The sequence below is a fragment of the Aliisedimentitalea scapharcae genome, from assembly GCF_045277565.1.
Classification (GTDB): domain Bacteria; phylum Pseudomonadota; class Alphaproteobacteria; order Rhodobacterales; family Rhodobacteraceae; genus Aliisedimentitalea; species Aliisedimentitalea scapharcae.
Window position 1 is genome coordinate 32,767 of sequence record NZ_CP123584.1, and the last position, 18,115, is coordinate 50,881.

General features: G+C 54.4%; 13 protein-coding genes and 1 pseudogene. 10 read left to right on the plus strand and 4 right to left on the minus strand.

Annotated elements, in window-relative coordinates:
* Positions 1-37: 37 nt before the first annotated feature.
* Complete coding sequence (locus QEZ52_RS00145; RefSeq protein ID WP_406646807.1) at positions 38-247, minus strand: hypothetical protein; 210 nt, start codon at positions 245-247, stop codon at positions 38-40.
* A 21-nt stretch (positions 248-268) separates the two neighbouring features.
* Positions 269-1,300 (minus strand): glutamine synthetase beta-grasp domain-containing protein, encoded by a 1,032-nt coding sequence (locus tag QEZ52_RS00150; RefSeq protein WP_406646809.1) that lies wholly within the window; start codon positions 1,298-1,300, stop codon positions 269-271.
* Positions 1,301-1,754: 454 nt separating this feature from the next.
* On the opposite strand from QEZ52_RS00150, the gene QEZ52_RS00155 reads away from it, so the two are divergent.
* The 10 genes and pseudogenes from QEZ52_RS00155 to QEZ52_RS00200 all read left to right on the plus strand — a co-directional run.
* Positions 1,755-3,746 (plus strand): mechanosensitive ion channel family protein, encoded by a 1,992-nt coding sequence (locus tag QEZ52_RS00155; protein WP_406646811.1) that lies wholly within the window; start codon positions 1,755-1,757, stop codon positions 3,744-3,746.
* Positions 3,739-5,475: a hypothetical protein gene (locus QEZ52_RS00160; RefSeq protein ID WP_406646813.1), complete on the plus strand. Its 1,737-nt coding sequence runs from the start codon at positions 3,739-3,741 to the stop codon at positions 5,473-5,475. Before QEZ52_RS00155 ends, QEZ52_RS00160 begins: the two co-directional genes overlap by 8 nt.
* On the plus strand, positions 5,472-6,968 hold the full coding sequence (locus QEZ52_RS00165) for a response regulator (protein WP_406646815.1): 1,497 nt from the start codon (positions 5,472-5,474) through the stop codon (positions 6,966-6,968). The genes QEZ52_RS00160 and QEZ52_RS00165 overlap by 4 nt, the downstream gene beginning before the upstream one ends.
* Positions 6,969-7,014: 46 nt before the next feature.
* Positions 7,015-7,380 (plus strand): response regulator, encoded by a 366-nt coding sequence (locus QEZ52_RS00170; RefSeq protein WP_406646817.1) that lies wholly within the window; start codon positions 7,015-7,017, stop codon positions 7,378-7,380.
* A gap of 43 nt (positions 7,381-7,423) precedes the next feature.
* Positions 7,424-8,674, plus strand: coding sequence for an ammonium transporter (locus QEZ52_RS00175; RefSeq protein ID WP_406646819.1), 1,251 nt, complete (start codon positions 7,424-7,426; stop codon positions 8,672-8,674).
* 76 nt (positions 8,675-8,750) lie between these two features.
* Positions 8,751-9,998, plus strand: coding sequence for an ammonium transporter (locus QEZ52_RS00180; RefSeq protein WP_406646821.1), 1,248 nt, complete (start codon positions 8,751-8,753; stop codon positions 9,996-9,998).
* A complete protein-coding gene (locus QEZ52_RS00185) occupies positions 9,995-10,936 on the plus strand; it encodes a type IV pili methyl-accepting chemotaxis transducer N-terminal domain-containing protein (protein WP_406646823.1) in 942 nt (313 codons plus the stop codon). The genes QEZ52_RS00180 and QEZ52_RS00185 overlap by 4 nt, the downstream gene beginning before the upstream one ends.
* Before the next feature lie 13 nt (positions 10,937-10,949).
* Positions 10,950-14,867, plus strand: a complete 3,918-nt coding sequence (locus tag QEZ52_RS00190) for a response regulator (protein WP_406646825.1) — start codon at positions 10,950-10,952, stop codon at positions 14,865-14,867.
* Between the two features lie 28 nt (positions 14,868-14,895).
* On the plus strand, positions 14,896-15,921 hold the full coding sequence (locus tag QEZ52_RS00195) for a pentapeptide repeat-containing protein (RefSeq protein WP_406650596.1): 1,026 nt from the start codon (positions 14,896-14,898) through the stop codon (positions 15,919-15,921).
* A 67-nt stretch (positions 15,922-15,988) separates the two neighbouring features.
* Positions 15,989-16,165: pseudogene (locus tag QEZ52_RS00200) on the plus strand (transporter substrate-binding protein); the annotation flags it as partial.
* A gap of 356 nt (positions 16,166-16,521) precedes the next feature.
* Here QEZ52_RS00200 and QEZ52_RS00205 read toward each other — a convergent pair.
* Together QEZ52_RS00205 and QEZ52_RS00210 are read right to left on the minus strand one after the other, a co-directional pair.
* Positions 16,522-16,995, minus strand: a complete 474-nt coding sequence (locus QEZ52_RS00205) for a plasmid mobilization protein (RefSeq protein ID WP_406646826.1) — start codon at positions 16,993-16,995, stop codon at positions 16,522-16,524.
* Positions 16,992-17,969: a hypothetical protein gene (locus tag QEZ52_RS00210; RefSeq protein ID WP_406646828.1), complete on the minus strand. Its 978-nt coding sequence runs from the start codon at positions 17,967-17,969 to the stop codon at positions 16,992-16,994. The genes QEZ52_RS00205 and QEZ52_RS00210 overlap by 4 nt, the downstream gene beginning before the upstream one ends.
* Positions 17,970-18,115 lie beyond the last annotated feature (146 nt).

An 18,115-nucleotide genomic window follows, 5' to 3' on the forward strand; every position in this document is an offset into this window, starting at 1 on the left:
TCAGCTGATAACTCCTAGTCAGCTAATCCGGCCGAACTCAGAAGAACTCCAGCTTCGATTCCAGAACAAGGTTCCCCTCTGCGTCTAAAATGTGGAACTGCCCGTCAATGCTCCACCCGAGCTTTTCAGTGAGAGTCTTCATTTCGCCCCCGGTTAAGTGTGCCGCATCGCTGACAGGTGCACGCCAGGAAACGTGCACCTCCTTACCGTCCACGAACAGAATTTTCTGTATCTCAATCCTCGCCATCCTACATTCCACTCCTTCTAGCTAGACGGCTTTTAGCGCTTCTTCGTGCGCCACTTTAACCGTACGCATGATACGGTCGACGATCAGATATGGGTCACCATCGGAAGCCGGGCGCCGATCTTCAAGATACCCTTTCCAGTCATGTGTCGTGGTATAGAGTGGAATTCGGATAGATGCGCCTCGGTTCGATGCGCCAAAGCTGAACTGATCGATAGAGGCCGTCTCATGAGACCCAGTCAGCCTTCGTTCGTTTCCGGCACCATAAACATCGATGTGATCTTGGTGGAACGGGCGGAAGCCCTCACAGAGCGCTTCAATATAGTCTTGTCCGCCAACATCGCGCAGGTAGTCATAAGAAAAGTTTGAGTGCATGCCAGAGCCGTTCCAATCCCCAGAGATCGGTTTCGGATCGAGGGTCGCAATGAGATCGTACTTCTCGGTGATGAGTTGAAGGAGGAATCTTGCTACAATCAGGTCGTCGGCCGCGCGAAGGGCGCCCTTGCCAAAACACTGAAATTCCCACTGACCCAGCATGACCTCGGCGTTGATCCCGGTCACCCCAAGGTCGGCGGCAAGGCAAGCGTCCCAGTGTTCATCGACCAATTCCCTTGCTTCGACGCGGTGCGCTCCGACGGCGCAATAATAGGGGCCCTGGGGCTCAGGAAATCCGCCGTCCGGAAAGCCGACAGGACGGCCATTCGAGGTCATCAGAATGTATTCCTGCTCAAACCCAAACCAGAATTCGGCTTCGGAGCCCCGATCGATCAGATTTCGCGTGTTGGTCTCGTGGGGGCGTCCATCCCGATGAAAAACCTCGCACAAAACGAGATAGGCGTTTTGCCTGAAGGGGTTTGGATACACCCGAACCGGCTGCAGGATGCAGTCGGAATCATGGCCCTCCGCCTGCTGCGTCGAACTGCCATCGAAGCCCCACTTTGGGGTGTCTTCAACAGACCCGTTGTACGAACTGTCCGGGTGGATTTGTGCCTTTGTCCGGATGTTTGCGATCTCGTAGCCGTCCAGCCAGATGTAGTCGAGACGAGCGTTTCCCATGATTTTCTCCCTTTAGCTTAGTGTTATCGTTCCACAGCGCAACGAGCCTTCGGACCCCAAGCGGACTGCATGCCGTTCTCGGACAACGTGTGCTTAGTTTGGCGGGCGCATCGGTCCGCGGATCATTCGCATCGCGATCGCCATAGCATGACGGCGGATGTGCTTATGCTCGTCGATGCCACTCAGCGACACATCAAGTCACTCTTCGACGGCCTTCTCTGTGACCGGCATCTTTTGAGCGGCCAGGCCAAGCACCGCTTCCATGGCTGCAGTGTAACCTGCCTTGGTTTCGGCTTCGTCATCCCAGTTGAACGCCAAATCCCCCTCTCCGTTTATGTTGTTTTCGGTCGACCTGCTGGCGTCCCACAGAAACTCCACGGCAAATTGACTTTGATAACAAAAAAGTTACATAATCACATTCAATAATCAATATGTTCTTGGAGTGGGGCAAAAAGTGGAAACCTTTCTGAGATTTATACCTGCCTTGGGTCTTTTTGGACTTTTGGCCTGCTCTACGATTTTGTTGGTGCGCATCGCGACAGTCTATGTGTCCGGCCGCGTTCACCGCATCCGAGCATCAGCGGAACTCATTGGCCTTCTGGTGGTTCTCGACATCACAATCGGCCCCGGGCTTCGCTTCCTCGGAGCTGACTCTCTTGTCGCGCCTGTGGAGAGAGCCGTTCTTGCTGCGACGGCCATCGGTGTTGCCTTTCTGTTGAACAGTGTAGTTCGCGTCGTCCTTTGGGATGGACTGCTCTCGGATCATGGCGAGCGGAAGGTCCCGGTCATTGTCACGGGAAGCGTTGGGGTTGCCATCTACCTTGCAGCCATCCTGCTGGTGATGCACTTTGTGTACGACGAGCCAATCGGAGGTTTGCTGGCAACCTCGGGCGTAGCGGCTCTGGTGCTGGGCTTTGCCGCGCAATCGACACTGAAGGAGGTCTTTTCCGGCGTTGCTCTCAACGCCACCCAGGCCTTGCGTATCGGTGACTATGTCGAGATCGACGGAGTGTATGGTCAAGTCCATGAGATCAACTGGCGTTCGATTTCGGTCAAAAACCCGCATACCAACTCGCTCTACATCTTTCCCAACAGTGGCGTCGCTGACCGAACCATTCTGAACTTCAGCGAACCCACCAGTCGCTTTCGGTACTTCCTGACTTTCACTTTGGAACTGTCATCTCCTCCGGAACTGGCCATCCGCGCAATCGCAAGGGAGCTTGAGAATTCAAGGTTCGTTCGCCGCGACCCGAAACCCGACTTCAATATGCTCGGGTATACTAGTGAGGGGATTGAAGTGAGGGTTCGGTGGCACTTCGATGACGACGACCATTGGTGGGATGCACAGAACGAGATGGTCATGGCCATCTGGAGTGCGATGAGGAAGCATCGGCTGCGCATCGCGATCAACAGACATTGGCTGGGTACTGGCGACGAGTGGGAGAAACTCGACCAGACCGGTGCAGCTGATTTCGGGAAGGACAAGGTCGCCGAACAGCTTGCGAAATCGGGACTCTTTGCGGAGTGCACTGAGAAAGATCTCTCCCAGCTGGCCAATTCCACAAGGGTCCTGTCGCTCAATCCACCGGCTTGCTTCTATGAGCCGAGAGAGCCGTCAGATGGGCTCTATTTCGTCCTTAGCGGGAATGTGGCGCTTTATCAGCCCGTAGACGAAGAAGAGTTGCACGAAATCAAAGTCGAAAACTGTCAGGAAGGCCAGATCTTTGGCTTGCAAAGTTTCCTGGAGTCGGCGCCCAGAAATTACCTCGCGCAAGCTGAAATATATTCAGTGGTGGCTCATATTCCTGACGAGGCCGTCCGAAAGTTGATATCCGATCATCCTGAAATTCACGGCAAACTTCAGGACGATCTCGCTGCTCGCGCTCAGCAACGCGAAAAAGATGCAAAAGTCGCCAAAAAAGAGCTGCTGGCAGCTCTGCACGCTGAAGAACGTCGCAAGCTTTCCGAAGAGCTACGACAGAACGTGGGAGAAATGCTGGAACGTCCGGCATTGCATCACTTCATGAGCCTTCTGTCATCCAAGGTTCGCCACGAAGATGTATTGAAGTCGACAATGGCAGGCGCTGCCATCATCGCTGCTTGCCGGGGCGATGTTGATGAGACTGAGGAACAGTTTCTCCGCAGAACGATGGCCGAGGCAGACTTGCTCAGACATATGAATATTGATCACGCAATGGAGTTGTTTCGCGATTTTGCGGCCGCAGAAGATGTTCTAGCCCGTGATGGTCAGGTCTTTGCTATGCTCGACCGGGCAAACGAGATGAAGGGCGGATCACAAATCGCCCACGCGATTGCCGTCGGGATGACGGGTGTTCACGGAACCCCGAACCAGAAGGAATGCGAGGCGCTCGTGGAAATCTCGAAACGGCTCGACCAGGAGGCGCCAAAATGGGCACTAAACGTCGAGGGAGAGCAGAATGGGTGACGGAGTGGCAAAATCAGGGTTTGTCTTCACAATTGGTCTTACAGGGCACCGTGACATTCATCCTGAAGCCGTTGCCGACATACGCGCGGCGCTAAAAAATGAGCTCGAGGCTATGGGGGAGCGGTTTGAGGCCCTTCCAGTTGAGCTTGTCACTGGATTGGCTCAGGGCGCCGATACACTCGCCACCGAGGTTGCGCTTGAGATCGGATTGCCCGTGCGCGCGGTTCTGCCGATGCCCCGCGCGCTCTACGAGGCTGACTTTGAGGGCGAAGCCCATTCCAACCTAATCAGACTTTTGGATGACGCGCGCGTCAAAGTGCAGGAGTTACCACTCCCTGACGGGACCGGGGAGGACGACTGCAAAGAGGGCGCGGCTCGTGATGCCCTCTACGCGCGGCTCATGGATTACCTTGTCAGGCGTTCGAATGTCCTAGTTGCTCTTTGGGATGGAGAGGTGACGGGTCTGACTGGCGGATCGTCCGACGTTGTCGTTCGCTACCTCTCTGGTTCAGAGCCGCAGGCACGGCAGGCCCGCAAACTCGAAGCGGTTGTCGACGCCGGGTTGGCAGATGATCGGTCAGACCTCGCGATCTGGATCGAAGTCCCCAGGCAGACGGATGAGCTTGAACAGGGGGACGTGCAGACAAGCTATCTGGTACAGGCGGGTGCTACGGGCCTTATCTGCCGCCTGCCGGATATCCCTGATTTCGTAGAGGAGCGTTGGCGCGAGTTTGACCAGTATGCCCTCGAGCGGGACACAGAAATCGGCACCGATCTGACTGCCTATCCGATCTCTGCGCCCGATGATGTCAAGATATCAGAGGTCGCCTCGTCGATCGACGTGGATTTCGTACGTGCAGATCAACTTGCCCTCGCAAATCAACGTCAATCGGATCGTCTCTTTAAGCTCTTTGGGCTCATGGCAGCCCTGATGGGGCTGACATTTCTGCTCTATGCGAAGATTGCCGCACTGAAACTGTTTCTCATCGCTTATGTGGCTCTCTTCGCAGGAGGTTTCTTAATTTTTGCCATCGGTTCAAGGCGCAGGTGGTTTGGACGTCACCTCGCTTTCCGCGCGCTGGCCGAGGCACTCCGCATCCGCTTCTTCCTTGTCTTGTCCGGAGGTGGTGCAACAGGCCAGACGCGGCGCCTCTTGCGACTGACCGGTATCGAGCGTTTCAAGGGCTTTGGATGGATTGGCGATGCAATCCGATGCACAGAACCATTGACCTACGAAAGCACAGTGCACGCAAAAGAAAGAGTTGCGGCGGTTTCGGAAAGGTGGGTCAAGGATCAAGCGGCCTACTTCTCGCGAAAGCATCACCAGTTGCATGGTGAGCACGAGCGTCTTGAAACAGTAAAGAAGTATCTGTTTCTCGCAGCGTTTCTCGGTGCCGTCTCGCTGCTCTTCTTCAAGAAGTCACTCTACGGTTTCCATATCGGCGACCTCGATGGCAAGACCCTCGTGGTCTTCCTCATGGGCCTCTTGCCGCTTTGGCTTGCCGTTTGGGAAATCTACCAAACGAAAATGGCAATACGTGAGTTGCTTTGGCAGTACGCAAACCAGGGAGAGTTGTTCGAGCTCGCTGAACGGCGTCTCGAGGCGATTTCTGATCCTATTCACGCACAAGATGTGATTTCGGATTTGGCGGAACGTTCTCTCATGGATGTGGTCCAGTGGAGCGCGCACCGCTACCACCGTGAACACGAACCGCCGTCGGCCGGATGACTGAGGAAGTGGCACATGTCAGCGATTTCAAAGCGCAGCTTTCAAAGTTGCGCCACGATCTTCGCACGCCCGTTGGCCATATCATCGGCTATGCCGAAATGATCGAGGAAGATCTGCCGCCTGATCTCCTGAAGACATTTTCGGGAGACCTGCAAGCAATCCAGAATGCAGGTCAAAAAATGCTTGCCCTTATAGAAGATTTCCTGGGCGCTTCGACGGTCTCGCCTGAAGAGGTCAATGTAGGTGACGCTCAGTTTCAGTTTCGAATGCAACTCAACCACATAAAAGGGTATTCGGAAATGATCTTCGAGGAGGCGACAGACCTCGACGAAGCTGAGTTCATATCTGACCTGGAAAATATCGCCGAAGCGGGGCGAGCGGCGCTAAGTCTCGTAGATGCCATCCCGCAACGTTTGCTCGAAAAGAACACCAATAAAAAAACCGCCCCGAAGAAACAAGGCAAACGCTCTCCGCGACAAGACATCTCGATAGTCAACAGCCAAATCGGGCAAGGAGGCGAACTCTTGCTGGTCGACGACGACCCGTCAAACCGTGAATTGCTCAGGCGGCGTGTCAAACGCATGGGCTATTCGGCACGGGCGGTGTCCAGCGGTGAAGAAGCCCTTGCCCTGCTTGAGACCGATCGATTTGATCTTGTCCTGCTTGATTACATGATGCCCGGCCTGACTGGCCTTGAGACACTGCAGCGAATGAAGGCGTCTTCTCGCCTGCGCACGATCCCGGTGATCATGCTATCTGCGTCTGACGACATTGAAATGATGGTCGACTGTATCCTTCAGGGTGCCGAAGACTACATTTTCAAACCGTTCAATCCGATCCTGCTTCAAGCGCGGATCAGCGCGTGTCTTGAAAAGGTTCGTCTGCGTCAGAACATCTCAAAGCAGTTCCGCATTTTTATCTCATCACCGGGTGACGTCATTCCCGAGAGGCGAGTGGCAAAAACTGTGATTGGGCGTCTTAACGAAGAGTTCTTTGGGCGTGCCTATCTCATCCCAATCCTCTGGGAAGAGGAGCCCATGCTGGCTTCTGAGACCTTCCAGGCTCAGATCCACCCTCCTCATGAGACGGAAATCTATGTTGGTATTCTTTGGTCTCGCATCGGCTCGCCTCTACCCGATACAATCCTGAGACCGAACGGTACCCGGTACGAGTCCGGTACGGCATTCGAATTCGAGGACGCGCTGAGTGGTTTCAAGCAGCAAGGCTCTCCGGAGATGCTTCTCTACCGAAAGCAGGGGGCGCCGACGTTGTCGCTCGAGGATCGTGACGTTGTTCTCGACAGGCTCGACCAGATCGACAAGCTCACCCGGTATCTCGATCGCTGGCTGATTGGCGATGACGGCTCCTATATTGGGGCTTTTCATATGTTCGAAACTGAAGAACAACTCGACACGATGCTCGAGATGCACCTGCGAAAACTCGTTGAGGCTCGGCTGGCACAGGATCCATCGGCGGAAACAGACGCCGCCTGAAGCTTCTTGCCGTTGATCTGGATAAGAAAAAGAAAGGGAAGACAAGATGGCGAAAATTCTTCTGGTTGAAGACAATGAGATGAACCGAGACATGCTGTCTCGCAGACTCAAGAAGAAAGGCTACGAAGTCGTGATGGCATTTGACGGCCAGCGCGGTGTCGAGATGGCCTCAGAAGAAAGCCCCGACATAATACTGCTCGATATGAGCCTTCCGGTGATGGATGGCTGGGACGCTGCACGGCACCTCAAAGCCAGCGACCAAACAAAGAGCATACCGATTATCGCGCTGACAGCACATGCTATGGCCGGTGATCGAGACAAAGCCCTGGGTGCCGGCTGCGATGATTATGACACCAAGCCGGTCGACTTAAAGCGACTTCTAGAAAAGATTGAAGGTTGGCTTAACGCGTGATGATGCACGGTACTCATATCCGCAAGCTCTGGCAGTTCGTCTGATGGCGAACATTGATCTGCTCTGGGTCATTTTTGCCAGTGCGCTGGTCTTCCTGATGCAGGGTGGTTTCCTGTGCCTAGAGAGCGGGATGACCCGCTCAAAAAACAGCATCAACGTCGCCATCAAGAACCTCGCAGATTTCTGTCTGTCCACGCTGGTGTTCTGGGCTGTCGGCTTCGGGCTGATGTTCGGGCTGAGTTACAAAGGGTGGATCGGGTTGGACCTGTTCTCCCTCGACTTCGCCAAGGCGCCCCCGTCTCTTGCGGTGTTTTTCCTATTCCAGGTGATGTTTTGCGGGGCCGCGGTCACGATCCTCTCTGGGATCGTCGCAGAGAGGATGAAGTTCGGCGCCTATCTCTTTGTCGCGGTGATCGTCTCGGGGCTTCTCTATCCCATTGCGGGCCATTGGAGTTGGGCCGACCTTGACGGCGCTGGCGGATCAGGCTGGCTTGCGGATTTGGGGTTTGTGGATTTTGCCGGGTCGACGGTGGTTCACAGCGTTGGCGGCTGGGCTGGTCTCGCGCTCGTCTTGATTATTGGCCCGCGCTTGGGGCGCTTTGATGACGGCTCGGGCGCGCAGACCATCACCCCGTCGAACATGCCGACCGCCACGCTTGGCGCTCTTCTTCTCTTCATCGGCTGGCTCGGCTTCAACGGTGGCAGCACCTTGGTGCTGGATGACACCGTGCCGTCGATCCTGATCAACACAGTCGTTGGGGGATGCGTCGGTGCCATTTCGGCCGGAGGTCTGCGATATGCGGTCAACCAGCGGCTTGACGTGGATCAGTTCATCAATGGCGCACTGGGTGGGCTAGTCGCCGTTACCGCGAATTGTTTCGCCGTCTCGACAGGGTCCGCTGCCTTGATTGGCCTGGTTGGAGGCATGATCGTCGTCTTTGTCAGCCAACTTCTGGAGATCCTGAAGATCGATGATGCGGTTGGCGCAATTCCAGTGCACCTGGGGGCCGGGATATGGGGCACGCTGGCAACTGGGTTCTACGGGGATCTTGAAACCCTCGGCACGGGGCTGAGCCGCCTGGAACAAGTCGGCGTTCAGGGGCTCGGTGTCCTTGTCTACGGCATCTGGACCTTCGGAATGGCCTATCTGGTCTTCTCGGCTGGCAACGCAGCTTTCCGGTTCAGGGTGAGTGAAGAGGAAGAGATCGCCGGGCTCAATATCTCGGAACATGGGATGCAGCACGAAAGTGAGATGCAGACTGCAGAAGGACGTTCATTGGAGAGCGCCGGATGAAACTTCTGCACGCTCGAAATGTCGCGACTGAATGGCAGCTGCAAAGCCACCACTTCTTCCGGCGGAGGGTCGGTTGATGCAGGACATTGATCTTTTTTGGGTGATCATCGCCAGTACCCTATTGTTCTTGATGCAGGCGGGCTTTCTTTGCCTCGAAACGGGAATGACCCGTTCGAAGAACAACATCAACGTCGCGATCAAGAACTTCTGCGATTTCTGTGTCTCGGCCCTGGCATTCTGGCTCGTGGGCTTCGGACTGATGTATGGCCTGAGCTATCAGGGGTGGATCGGGTTGGACCTGTTCTCCCTCGACTTCGCCAAGGCGCCCCCGTCTCTTGCGGTGTTTTTCCTGTTCCAGGTGATGCTGTGCGTGACGTCGGTCACGATCCTCTCTGGGATCGTCGCAGAGCGGATGAAGTTCGGTGCATATCTCTTTGCTGCTTTGATCGTGTCCGGGCTTCTCTATCCCGTTGCAGGTCACTGGAGTTGGGCCGGTCGCATTGCAGAAGGATCAGGCTGGCTTGCGGATTTGGGGTTTGTGGATTTTGCCGGGTCGACGGTGGTTCACAGCGTTGGCGGCTGGGCTGGTCTCGCGCTCGTCTTGATTATTGGCCCGCGCTTGGGGCGCTTTGATGACGGCTCGGGCGCGCAGACCATCACCCCGTCGAACATGCCGACCGCCACGCTTGGCGCTCTTCTTCTCTTCATCGGCTGGCTCGGCTTCAACGGTGGCAGCACCTTGGTGCTGGATGACACCGTGCCGTCGATCCTGATCAACACAGTCGTTGGGGGATGCGTCGGTGCCATTTCGGCCGGAGGTCTGCGATATGCGGTCAACCAGCGGCTTGACGTGGATCAGTTCATCAATGGCGCACTGGGTGGGCTAGTCGCCGTTACCGCGAATTGTTTCGCCGTCTCGACAGGGTCCGCTGCCTTGATTGGCCTGGTTGGAGGCATGATTGTCGTCTTTGTCAGCCAACTTCTGGAGATCCTGAAGATCGATGATGCGGTTGGCGCAATTCCAGTGCACCTGGGGGCCGGGATATGGGGCACGCTGGCAACTGGGTTCTACGGGGATCTTGAAACCCTCGGCACGGGGCTGAACCGCCTAGAACAGATCGGTGCCCAAGTTCTGGGCGTGCTTGTCTATGGCATCTGGACCTTCGGTATGGCCTATCTGGTCTTCTCGGCTGGCAACGCAGCTTTCCGGTTCAGGGTGAGTGAAGAGGAAGAGATCGCCGGGCTCAATATCTCGGAGCTAGGGATTCATCAGGAAAGTGAGCTGCAAGCTTCAATAGCAACGCCCGACGGAACACTGCAATGAAAAAGAACTCTGTCTGCAAAACGGGAAATAGTGGAATGGAGTCTTCCCAGAAGCCCTTCAAACGCCGGGCGCTACTCATGGGCGGGGGCGTCTTTGCCTCGATGCTTTTGGTACATCCGACGAATCTGCTCGCGCAAGCAGAGCGTTCTGATGGGCCTCGCAGAATCAACTTGTCAGGCCGCCAGCGGATGCTGATCCAGCGAGCTGGAAAGTTTGTTTGTCTTGCCTATCAAAACCCCGATCCAGCCCCACTTCTTGCGGCCGCTGCAGAGACACTGGCACTGCATCAGACAACCGAAGCTGGGTTGAAGGACGGAGACGACGAGCTCGGACTTGAGCCGGAAACTAATGCCTCGGTTTTGAGTGCGCTGACACGAGCGAACAATGCCTTCGCCCCGTATGGCCAGACGATCCGTGATGCGATCGAGGGCCGACGCGTCGAGCAAGAGCATCTTCAGGCGATTTCGGACCTGAACGGTCCTGCGCTTGCCGATATGGATGCCGCGGTCAACTTGATCGAGAGGGTCTACAAAAGCGCAGAGCTATCCGAACAGATGGCGATGCTCATTAATATCTCCGGTCGACAACGAATGTTCACCCAAAGACTTGTTTTGCTGCTGTGCCTGTCGCGCAGCGGGTTAGCCTCTTCAGACACCCGCGAAGAACTCTTCAGAACTATGAACAGGTTCAACATATCGCTGAACATTCTGAACCGCGTGACACCAGGCGCGCTCCGGGACTCAAAATCACGGCCTATCATCGAACGTCTCAACTCACTTCAAGGTGACTGGGCGGCGCTTAGGGAGCGTATCTCGACGACCCTGCGGATCACAGAAGATGGGTCCGTAGAAGATATCCTGCATGTCAACGAAAGAGCGGAAGAACTTCTCAACAGGATGAACGCAATAGTTCTGCTCTATGAAGAGGCGGCCGAATGAAGGGAACCCAGATATGACGACTGAAAGGCAAACCCCAAAACTGGGATTGACGATCGGAACCAAGCTGGCGGCAATTAGCATCGTCATATCGATGGCTGCTGTCTGTATCGCGGCCGTCTTGGCTGGATACTCGTCAAACGAAGCCCTGAAGCGTGCGGCGTTCGAAAGACTGACAGCCGTTCGCGAACTTAAGGCACAGCAAATTGAAAGCTATTTCTCACAAGTCGAGAATGAGCTCAAGTTTGTTGCGGAAAGCGCACCGTTGAAAGAAAATCTTCAACAACTTCGGCGAGGGATCGTTTATCTGCAAGCCTCCGAAGATCTTGTGACGCCAGAGTATCAGGATGCTCTAGATCAATTCTATCTTGAGGACTTTCGTGCACGGTATGAGGCGGAAACAGGAACCCGCGCCGACGACGCCATCATTGAAGGCTTGTTGCCACAGGATCCCCTGACGATCTTTCTTCAAAATCGATACATTTTTGATCCTCAACTAGTGAATCAAGTTCAGTTCGAGACACAATATGGGGCAGCCGTTTCAGAGCTGGAACAGTCACTGAGTGAATTTCAAGATCGCTTCGGTTTTTATGATGTATTTCTAATCGAACCTAACGATGGACGCATCGTTTACTCCGTTGAGCGGGAAATTGATTTCGGAACCAGCGTATTCGATGGCCCGCATTCAAACACAAACCTCGCCCGGGCAGTCACGACTGCCTTGGCTGCAAATCCAGATCAGGTCATTTTCGCCGACTTCGAACCCTATATCCCTTCATTCAACGCACCAGCCGCATTTGCCGCCTTGCCCGTGTATGATGGACCAAATCCGATTGGGGTCCTTGCCGTGCAACTTCCTCTGAGCGGGATCAACGCGATCATGACCTCCAACCAATCATGGAGCGACGTTGGGTTGGGTGATTCCGGCGAAGCCTATATCGTCGGCCGCGACAAGCTGTTGCGCAATCAGTCCCGCTTCCTGATCGAAGATCGTGAAGAGTATCTGAAATTGGTCGGTGAAGTTGGCCTCCCAAGCTCCATCATAGGCCAGATCGAACGGACGAACAGTTCCGTTGGCTTGCAAGAGGTCGACACCATTGGAACGCAGGCAGCTCTCTCAGGACGCACAGGAACAGAGATCTTCCCCGACTACAGAAATGTCGAAGTCTTGTCCTCATATCGCCCGCTTGAGCTGTCGGGGCTAGACTGGGTCATCATGAGCGAGATCGACCGCGAAGAAGCCCTGCGCGATGCAGATCAACTGATCGACCGACTGATCTTGGTCGCCTCCATAGTTCTTGCGATCGCAATTTACGCGTCATACCTCTTTTCAATTTCGCTTACGCGACCACTTAGATTACTGTCTGGCAGCGCAGCGAGACTAACTGCTGGTGAATTGGATGAGCCGATCAAGGTGCAGACAAGCGACGAGATTGGCGAGCTTGCGCAGAATTTCGAAGCCTTACGCCTATCGATCGTTCATTCGCTTGAGGAAGTTGAAAACCAAAAGTCGATGTTGGAAACAACCGTGGCTGCACGGACGACCGAACTAAACGAGGCATCGGCTCAGCTTCAGCTTGCGTTGTCGAAGATGTCGAACGGCATCTACATGCTCGATGCCGACATGAATTACGTCCTGGTAAATGAGCGCTACACCGAGATGCTTGCTCTGCCACCACGGCTGGTCGAACCGGGGCAGCCAGAAGAAGAGGTCATCCGTTGGCACGCAGAAAACGGTGACTATGGGCTTGGCGATACTGAACAGCTAATCCGGACTCGTTTGGAGGCTCTCGCTGATGGCCACTCATCAAACGTTGTCCTCAATACAGCAGCTGGCCGGACGATTGAAATCAGAACAACGCCAATCAGCGGAGGGGGACTCGTCGGGGTCGTTACCGATATTACAACGATCAAACGTAACGAAGCTGAGCTCGTCGCACAGAACGAAAACCTGAAGAAGATTCAAGGCGATCTCGCATTTAGTGAGCAGAGAATATCGAAGATTATTGAAGCTAGTCCCATTGGTATCCTTTCTATTGACAGAAAGGGAACAATTGAGACATTCAGCTCGGCCGCTGAACAAATTTTTGGTTACTACGCGTCAGACGTTATTGGAAAGAACCTCAAGATCCTGATGGAAACACACGTCGCCGTTGAGCACGACCTTTATCTTGAACGCCGTATTCATGGTGCGTCGTCAACGGTCGTTGGTCAAAGTCGGGTCGTCAACGCCGTTCGAAAAGATGGATCGGTATTTAAACTGGAAGCGCGGGTTGAGGAAGTTCAAGTCGGGGATGAAATCTTCTATATCGGGCTCGTCGAAGACATAACTGAACGCCTTGAACTGGAGCGACAAGCCGAGGAGGCGCGCGAGCAAGCTGAACGGGCGAATGAAGCCAAGAGCGCGTTCCTTGCAAATATGAGCCATGAACTTCGCACACCAATGAATGCGATCATTGGGTACTCGGAAATGATGGCAGAGGATGCTGAAGATGACGGGCTGGAAGAAATGCTCGGCGATCTGAACAAGATCACCAACGCTGGTAAGCATCTTCTGTCCCTGATTAACGACGTTCTCGACCTCTCCAAGATCGAAGCTGGAAAAATGGATATGTTCCTTGAAGACTTCGCTGTCAAGGACATTACCGAAGACGTTGCCAGTACGGCACTCAGCCTTATCGAAAAAAATGCCAATGAACTCGTTCTGAATGTCGATCAGGATCTAGAGACCATGCACGGCGATGTAACGAAAGTTCGCCAGATCCTCTTCAATCTGATCTCCAACGCCGCGAAGTTCACAAAGGAAGGAAAGATTACTCTTTCTGCCAATACGGCCTCCATATCAAATGAACCGGCAATTCGGTTTGCTGTCACCGATACCGGGATCGGCATCCCTGAAGACAAGATTGAGCATATATTCGCCGAATTCTCTCAAGCCGATGAATCTACCACACGCGATTACGGTGGAACCGGTCTAGGGCTCGCCCTCGTTAAGAGATTCTGTGAAATGATGGGCGGCAGCATCCGTGTCGAAAGTACCATTGGGCAAGGTTCAAGTTTTATCGTCACATTGCCAAAGAAAGCTCAAAAGAAGCATGCAGGGCTTGAAGAGGAAGCGCGCATTTCAGGCGCAACGTCAGAGCCCTCTTCATCGGATGAGGACGCGACACCTATTTCAACTGAGGCAATGAAGGATACTTCTGTTCGAAAATCGGTCCTTGTCATTGATGATGAGGCCTCGGCCCGGGAACTTCTGAAGAAGCGTCTAGAAGCGGAGGGCTGTTCGGTGTTATTGGCCAAATCCGGCGCTGAAGGTCTGGCACTCGCTGCGGAACACTTGCCCGCCCTCATAACGCTGGATGTAATGATGCCCGGAATGGACGGCTGGACAGTCCTCCGCCGACTAAAGGCTGACAATACACTGAAGGATATTCCCGTCGTCATGATTTCGATGGTTGGAGACAAGGCCATGAGCTATTCGCTTGGCGCCGTCGAATCTCTTCAAAAACCGGTTGACCGAGGCAAACTATCGGGGCTTGTCAAAAAGTATGCGTCGGTCGGTCAAAAGACAGCACTTGTCGTTGAAGACGATCCGGCTGCGCGCGAAACCATGGTGCGCACGCTTCAAGGCGACGGCTGGAAAGTCGATGAAGCGGAGAACGGCAAAGTAGCGCTAGAGAGAACGGAACAAATTGAATTTGAACTCATTCTTCTTGATCTCATGATGCCGGTTATGGACGGGTTTGAGTTTCTGGAAAGGCTCAGATCAAGCGACCATCCATCAGCCAACACTCCTATTATTATTGTTACAGCGATGGAACTGAACACCGAAGACCGCAAACGCCTTCAGACCAGTGTTAGCGATGTCGTGCAAAAGTCTGGCGGAGATGTGGAGGGCGTTTTGGCAGAAATACTCTCGCTGGTTCATCGATAGAGCGTGAGGGATTCTTGATTTGAAAGAAATGGCTGGCAAACAGGCTCCGGGGCTTGATGAGGCATTACAGGCACTTAAAGGTGAGGTGACGGACTGGGAGCTTTTCCTCTCAAGTTACCCTGATACTTCGGCGGTCTTCGCCGGGGCCGACCTTTCCGAGGCGGACCTATCGGAACGCAACCTTTCAGGACTTGACCTCACCGACACCGACCTTTTCGAAGCCCGGTTGTCATCTGCAAACTTGAAGCACGCAAAGATGGATCGCGCGGAGCTTTCAGGGGCGGATCTTTCTCATGCTGGACTATACAAGGCCAGACTGACCGGTGCTACACTCACTGCGGCAAACCTCCAGAACGCCGACTTAACAGATGCCGATCTTTCCGGCGCGGATCTGCGTGGAGCAAATTTTGTCGGGGCAGATCTGACCGGCGCTGACCTCCGTGATGCAAACCTAACAGACGCCGACCTTCGCAATACCTGCCTGAAGAATGCTAATATTTCGCGCGCGTCACTCTGCACAGCAAGGGTCGAAGGGGCCAAGGTGACCGGCGTCGTCTACGGCAATTTAAAAGATATGAGCGGCCGCTACCTTGGAATTCGCGGCATAGACTCTGTTTACGGCAACGCGCTTTTTGTACGAGATGCTAGGGATCAGGACTACATAGACACCTTGGAAGCATCTATTTCAAATATGCCTGCCGGTTTTGCGAAGTCCATTGAGCAAATTTTGTTCAAGGCTTGGGGACTATTTGATCACGGCCGCAGCCTTCTAAAAGTGGGAGTTTACGCGCTATTTCTCGCAACGCTGTACGGGATCATTTATTCGTTTGATATGTGGCTGGGGTGGGGAATGATGGATTACTCCAACTCAGCGCAAAGCTGGTTTACACCCTTCTACGTCTCGTTGGTTACATATACGACGCTGGGATATGGCGATGTAACAGCTGAAAATGTCTATGGAGAAATTCTCGTCATTAGTGAAGTGGTCTTGGGATATTTTACTCTGGGCCTTCTTCTCTCGATTATTGCAAACACAATTGCTCGGCGGAGTTAGCAATATGCCGCGATCTATCTGGAGCCAAACGTTGAATCGCAAAAGCTTTAGCAAATTTTCTGCAGTCATGCTTGGCATGTCTTCTCCTGTCGCAGCCCAAGACTGCCCGATCAAAGTCGGCGTCCTGCACTCGCTATCGGGCACGATGGCGATCTCGGAAACGACACTCAAAGACACCATGGAAATGCTCATCGACCAACAGAATGCCGCCGGCGGTGTTCTGGGTTGTGAGCTTGCCCTCGTGCGCATGGCGCACCCAAAGGCAGTCGTATTGATCCCTGTCCAGCCCAGCAAAGGCCAGAGCCTCAAATAGCTCAATGGCCTCTTGCTGGGCGTCGGGACTGGGATCATCGCTGTCGGCAAAGCTGATCACACCTGCCGTGTAGCTCCATTTGTTGGGGCTCGCATCGATCAAGTCGCGGGTTTGGCGGGGGGTGCCGTGCAGTACCTCGGGCAGCGGGTCGCGGATCTTGGTTTGAGGCTGGTCGGTGTCGTCGCGGATGAGGTTGCGGTTCTCATCATAGGCCAGAACTTCGCGAGCTGTCAGGTAATCCACGGGAGCTGCACCACCACCTGTGCCGGTGGAGAAGAACGAGATGATCATTCGCAGTTCTCGTCTGTGTGCGCCGCCACGATCTGCGCCATCTGCCGTTCGATGATCACCAGCTGCGCAGCGACCTTGAGCGCATCGATCTGGCTCGCACGGCCGGATTTGACCGCGCCGTTGATCCAGCGGGAAAGCTGATTGAGGTTGCCGCCGACACGGGCAATCGCAAAGGTCAACTTCGGATCAACGCGAGGGACGGGCTTGCGCCGACGTGCCTCGGTCAGCCCCAAGGCCTCGCGCATCAACGTGGCATTGGGCAGGCCAGCGGCCCGCGCCTTGGCCACAAGCGCGGCCTTTTCGGACGGTGTGCATCGAAAGATCACGCTCTCGGAAAGGCCCTCTTTGACGCCGCTTGCGTGCGTCTGGTTGGGGTTTGAAGGGGAGGCTGGCCGCCCCTCACAAGTCCCGCCGATGTAATCGGTGGGTAACCTTGCTCTCTGCTCTTTATGGGGATCGATCGCACTCATGCTCGGAGCCCAGCCGCCTCGATTTCAGCAGGGCTGACCAGGTTTGCAGCCAGCAAAGCTGTCAATTGGCCGGGTGTGATGTGGCGGCACAGTGGATGCTTGTCTGTGACCCAATCAGCCAAGCCTTTCAGCAATTCGGCCTCTTTGGCCTTACCAGCTTCTCGTGCATCCTCAACGTCATGAAGGTGTTTCAACCAACGTCCAGACGTGAACCAATTGTCGGAGAAGCACACCTTAGAGCGGGTGAAGCCTTCGCTCTCGATCGCGTAAGCCCGCACTGCTTCCTCGAGGTCTTTAGCGTCCACTCCGTCGGCCAACGCTTGGCGGATTTGTGAGATGCAAACCGCTTTGCCGCGAATGCGATCCTCCGGATAGGCGGACAATATCTTTTCAGAAAATTCATCCTCCACCGCCGCCTTCGCGTGCGAAGGATTTGGTTTTTGATATGGTTTATATCTGTTCTTATAGGATTTGCCCTCTGGGGCAGATGGCTTGCCCTCAGGGGCAAATGCATCATTTTCCCTTTCGGTCAGATCGATTTGCCCATTTGGGCAAATGGAGTTGCCCAGGGCATACCAACAGGTCCGGTCATAGCGATCATCGCTGAAATTGCCCTTGATGATCAGCTCTGCGCTGACCAGCTTTTCGAGCGCTGTTCTGATCTGCTTCTCGCTCAGATAGGGGAACAATTCACCAAAGGCCGAGATCGAATTGTAGGTCCAATACCGCCCGTCTCGAAGGTTACGGCGGTTGGCTTGGTTCTTCTCGATCCAGAAGGTGATGTTCTGGAAAATCACCGCCGCGTTCAGGCCAACACGTCCGGCGATTTCGGGATCAAAGCTATGGCGGCTCATGATTGACCCCCGAAATACGCACAAACGTGCGAATTTTGTACAGGTTTTGTACGAGAAATCGACCGTTTCAGCCGATTTTGGCCTGAAGGCTGACGGGACTTTCTGCAGGCTTCCGCACAACGTCCTGTAAATAAGCCATATTTTTCAGGTGGTTTTGGCGACCCCGGCAGGATTCGAACCTGCAACCTGCCCCTTAGGAGAGAACAGGATCCCCCACAAAACATAGGTATTTCCGCAAAAAAGCACTTTTCTAAACATGTCTGTTC

Bases quoted from the DNA above. Each gene is read 5' to 3' on its own strand.
- QEZ52_RS00145 (WP_406646807.1), bottom strand. From the start codon at position 247: ATGGCGAGGATTGAGATACAGAAAATTCTGTTCGTGGACGGTAAGGAG.
- QEZ52_RS00150 (WP_406646809.1), bottom strand. From the start codon at position 1,300: ATGGGAAACGCTCGTCTCGACTACATCTGGCTGGACGGCTACGAGATC.
- QEZ52_RS00160 (WP_406646813.1), top strand. From the start codon at position 3,739: ATGGGTGACGGAGTGGCAAAATCAGGGTTTGTCTTCACAATTGGTCTT.
- QEZ52_RS00165 (WP_406646815.1), top strand. From the start codon at position 5,472: ATGACTGAGGAAGTGGCACATGTCAGCGATTTCAAAGCGCAGCTTTCA.
- QEZ52_RS00170 (WP_406646817.1), top strand. From the start codon at position 7,015: ATGGCGAAAATTCTTCTGGTTGAAGACAATGAGATGAACCGAGACATG.
- QEZ52_RS00175 (WP_406646819.1), top strand. From the start codon at position 7,424: ATGGCGAACATTGATCTGCTCTGGGTCATTTTTGCCAGTGCGCTGGTC.
- QEZ52_RS00180 (WP_406646821.1), top strand. From the start codon at position 8,751: ATGCAGGACATTGATCTTTTTTGGGTGATCATCGCCAGTACCCTATTG.
- QEZ52_RS00185 (WP_406646823.1), top strand. From the start codon at position 9,995: ATGAAAAAGAACTCTGTCTGCAAAACGGGAAATAGTGGAATGGAGTCT.
- QEZ52_RS00190 (WP_406646825.1), top strand. From the start codon at position 10,950: ATGACGACTGAAAGGCAAACCCCAAAACTGGGATTGACGATCGGAACC.
- QEZ52_RS00195 (WP_406650596.1), top strand. From the start codon at position 14,896: ATGGCTGGCAAACAGGCTCCGGGGCTTGATGAGGCATTACAGGCACTT.
- QEZ52_RS00205 (WP_406646826.1), bottom strand. From the start codon at position 16,995: ATGAGTGCGATCGATCCCCATAAAGAGCAGAGAGCAAGGTTACCCACC.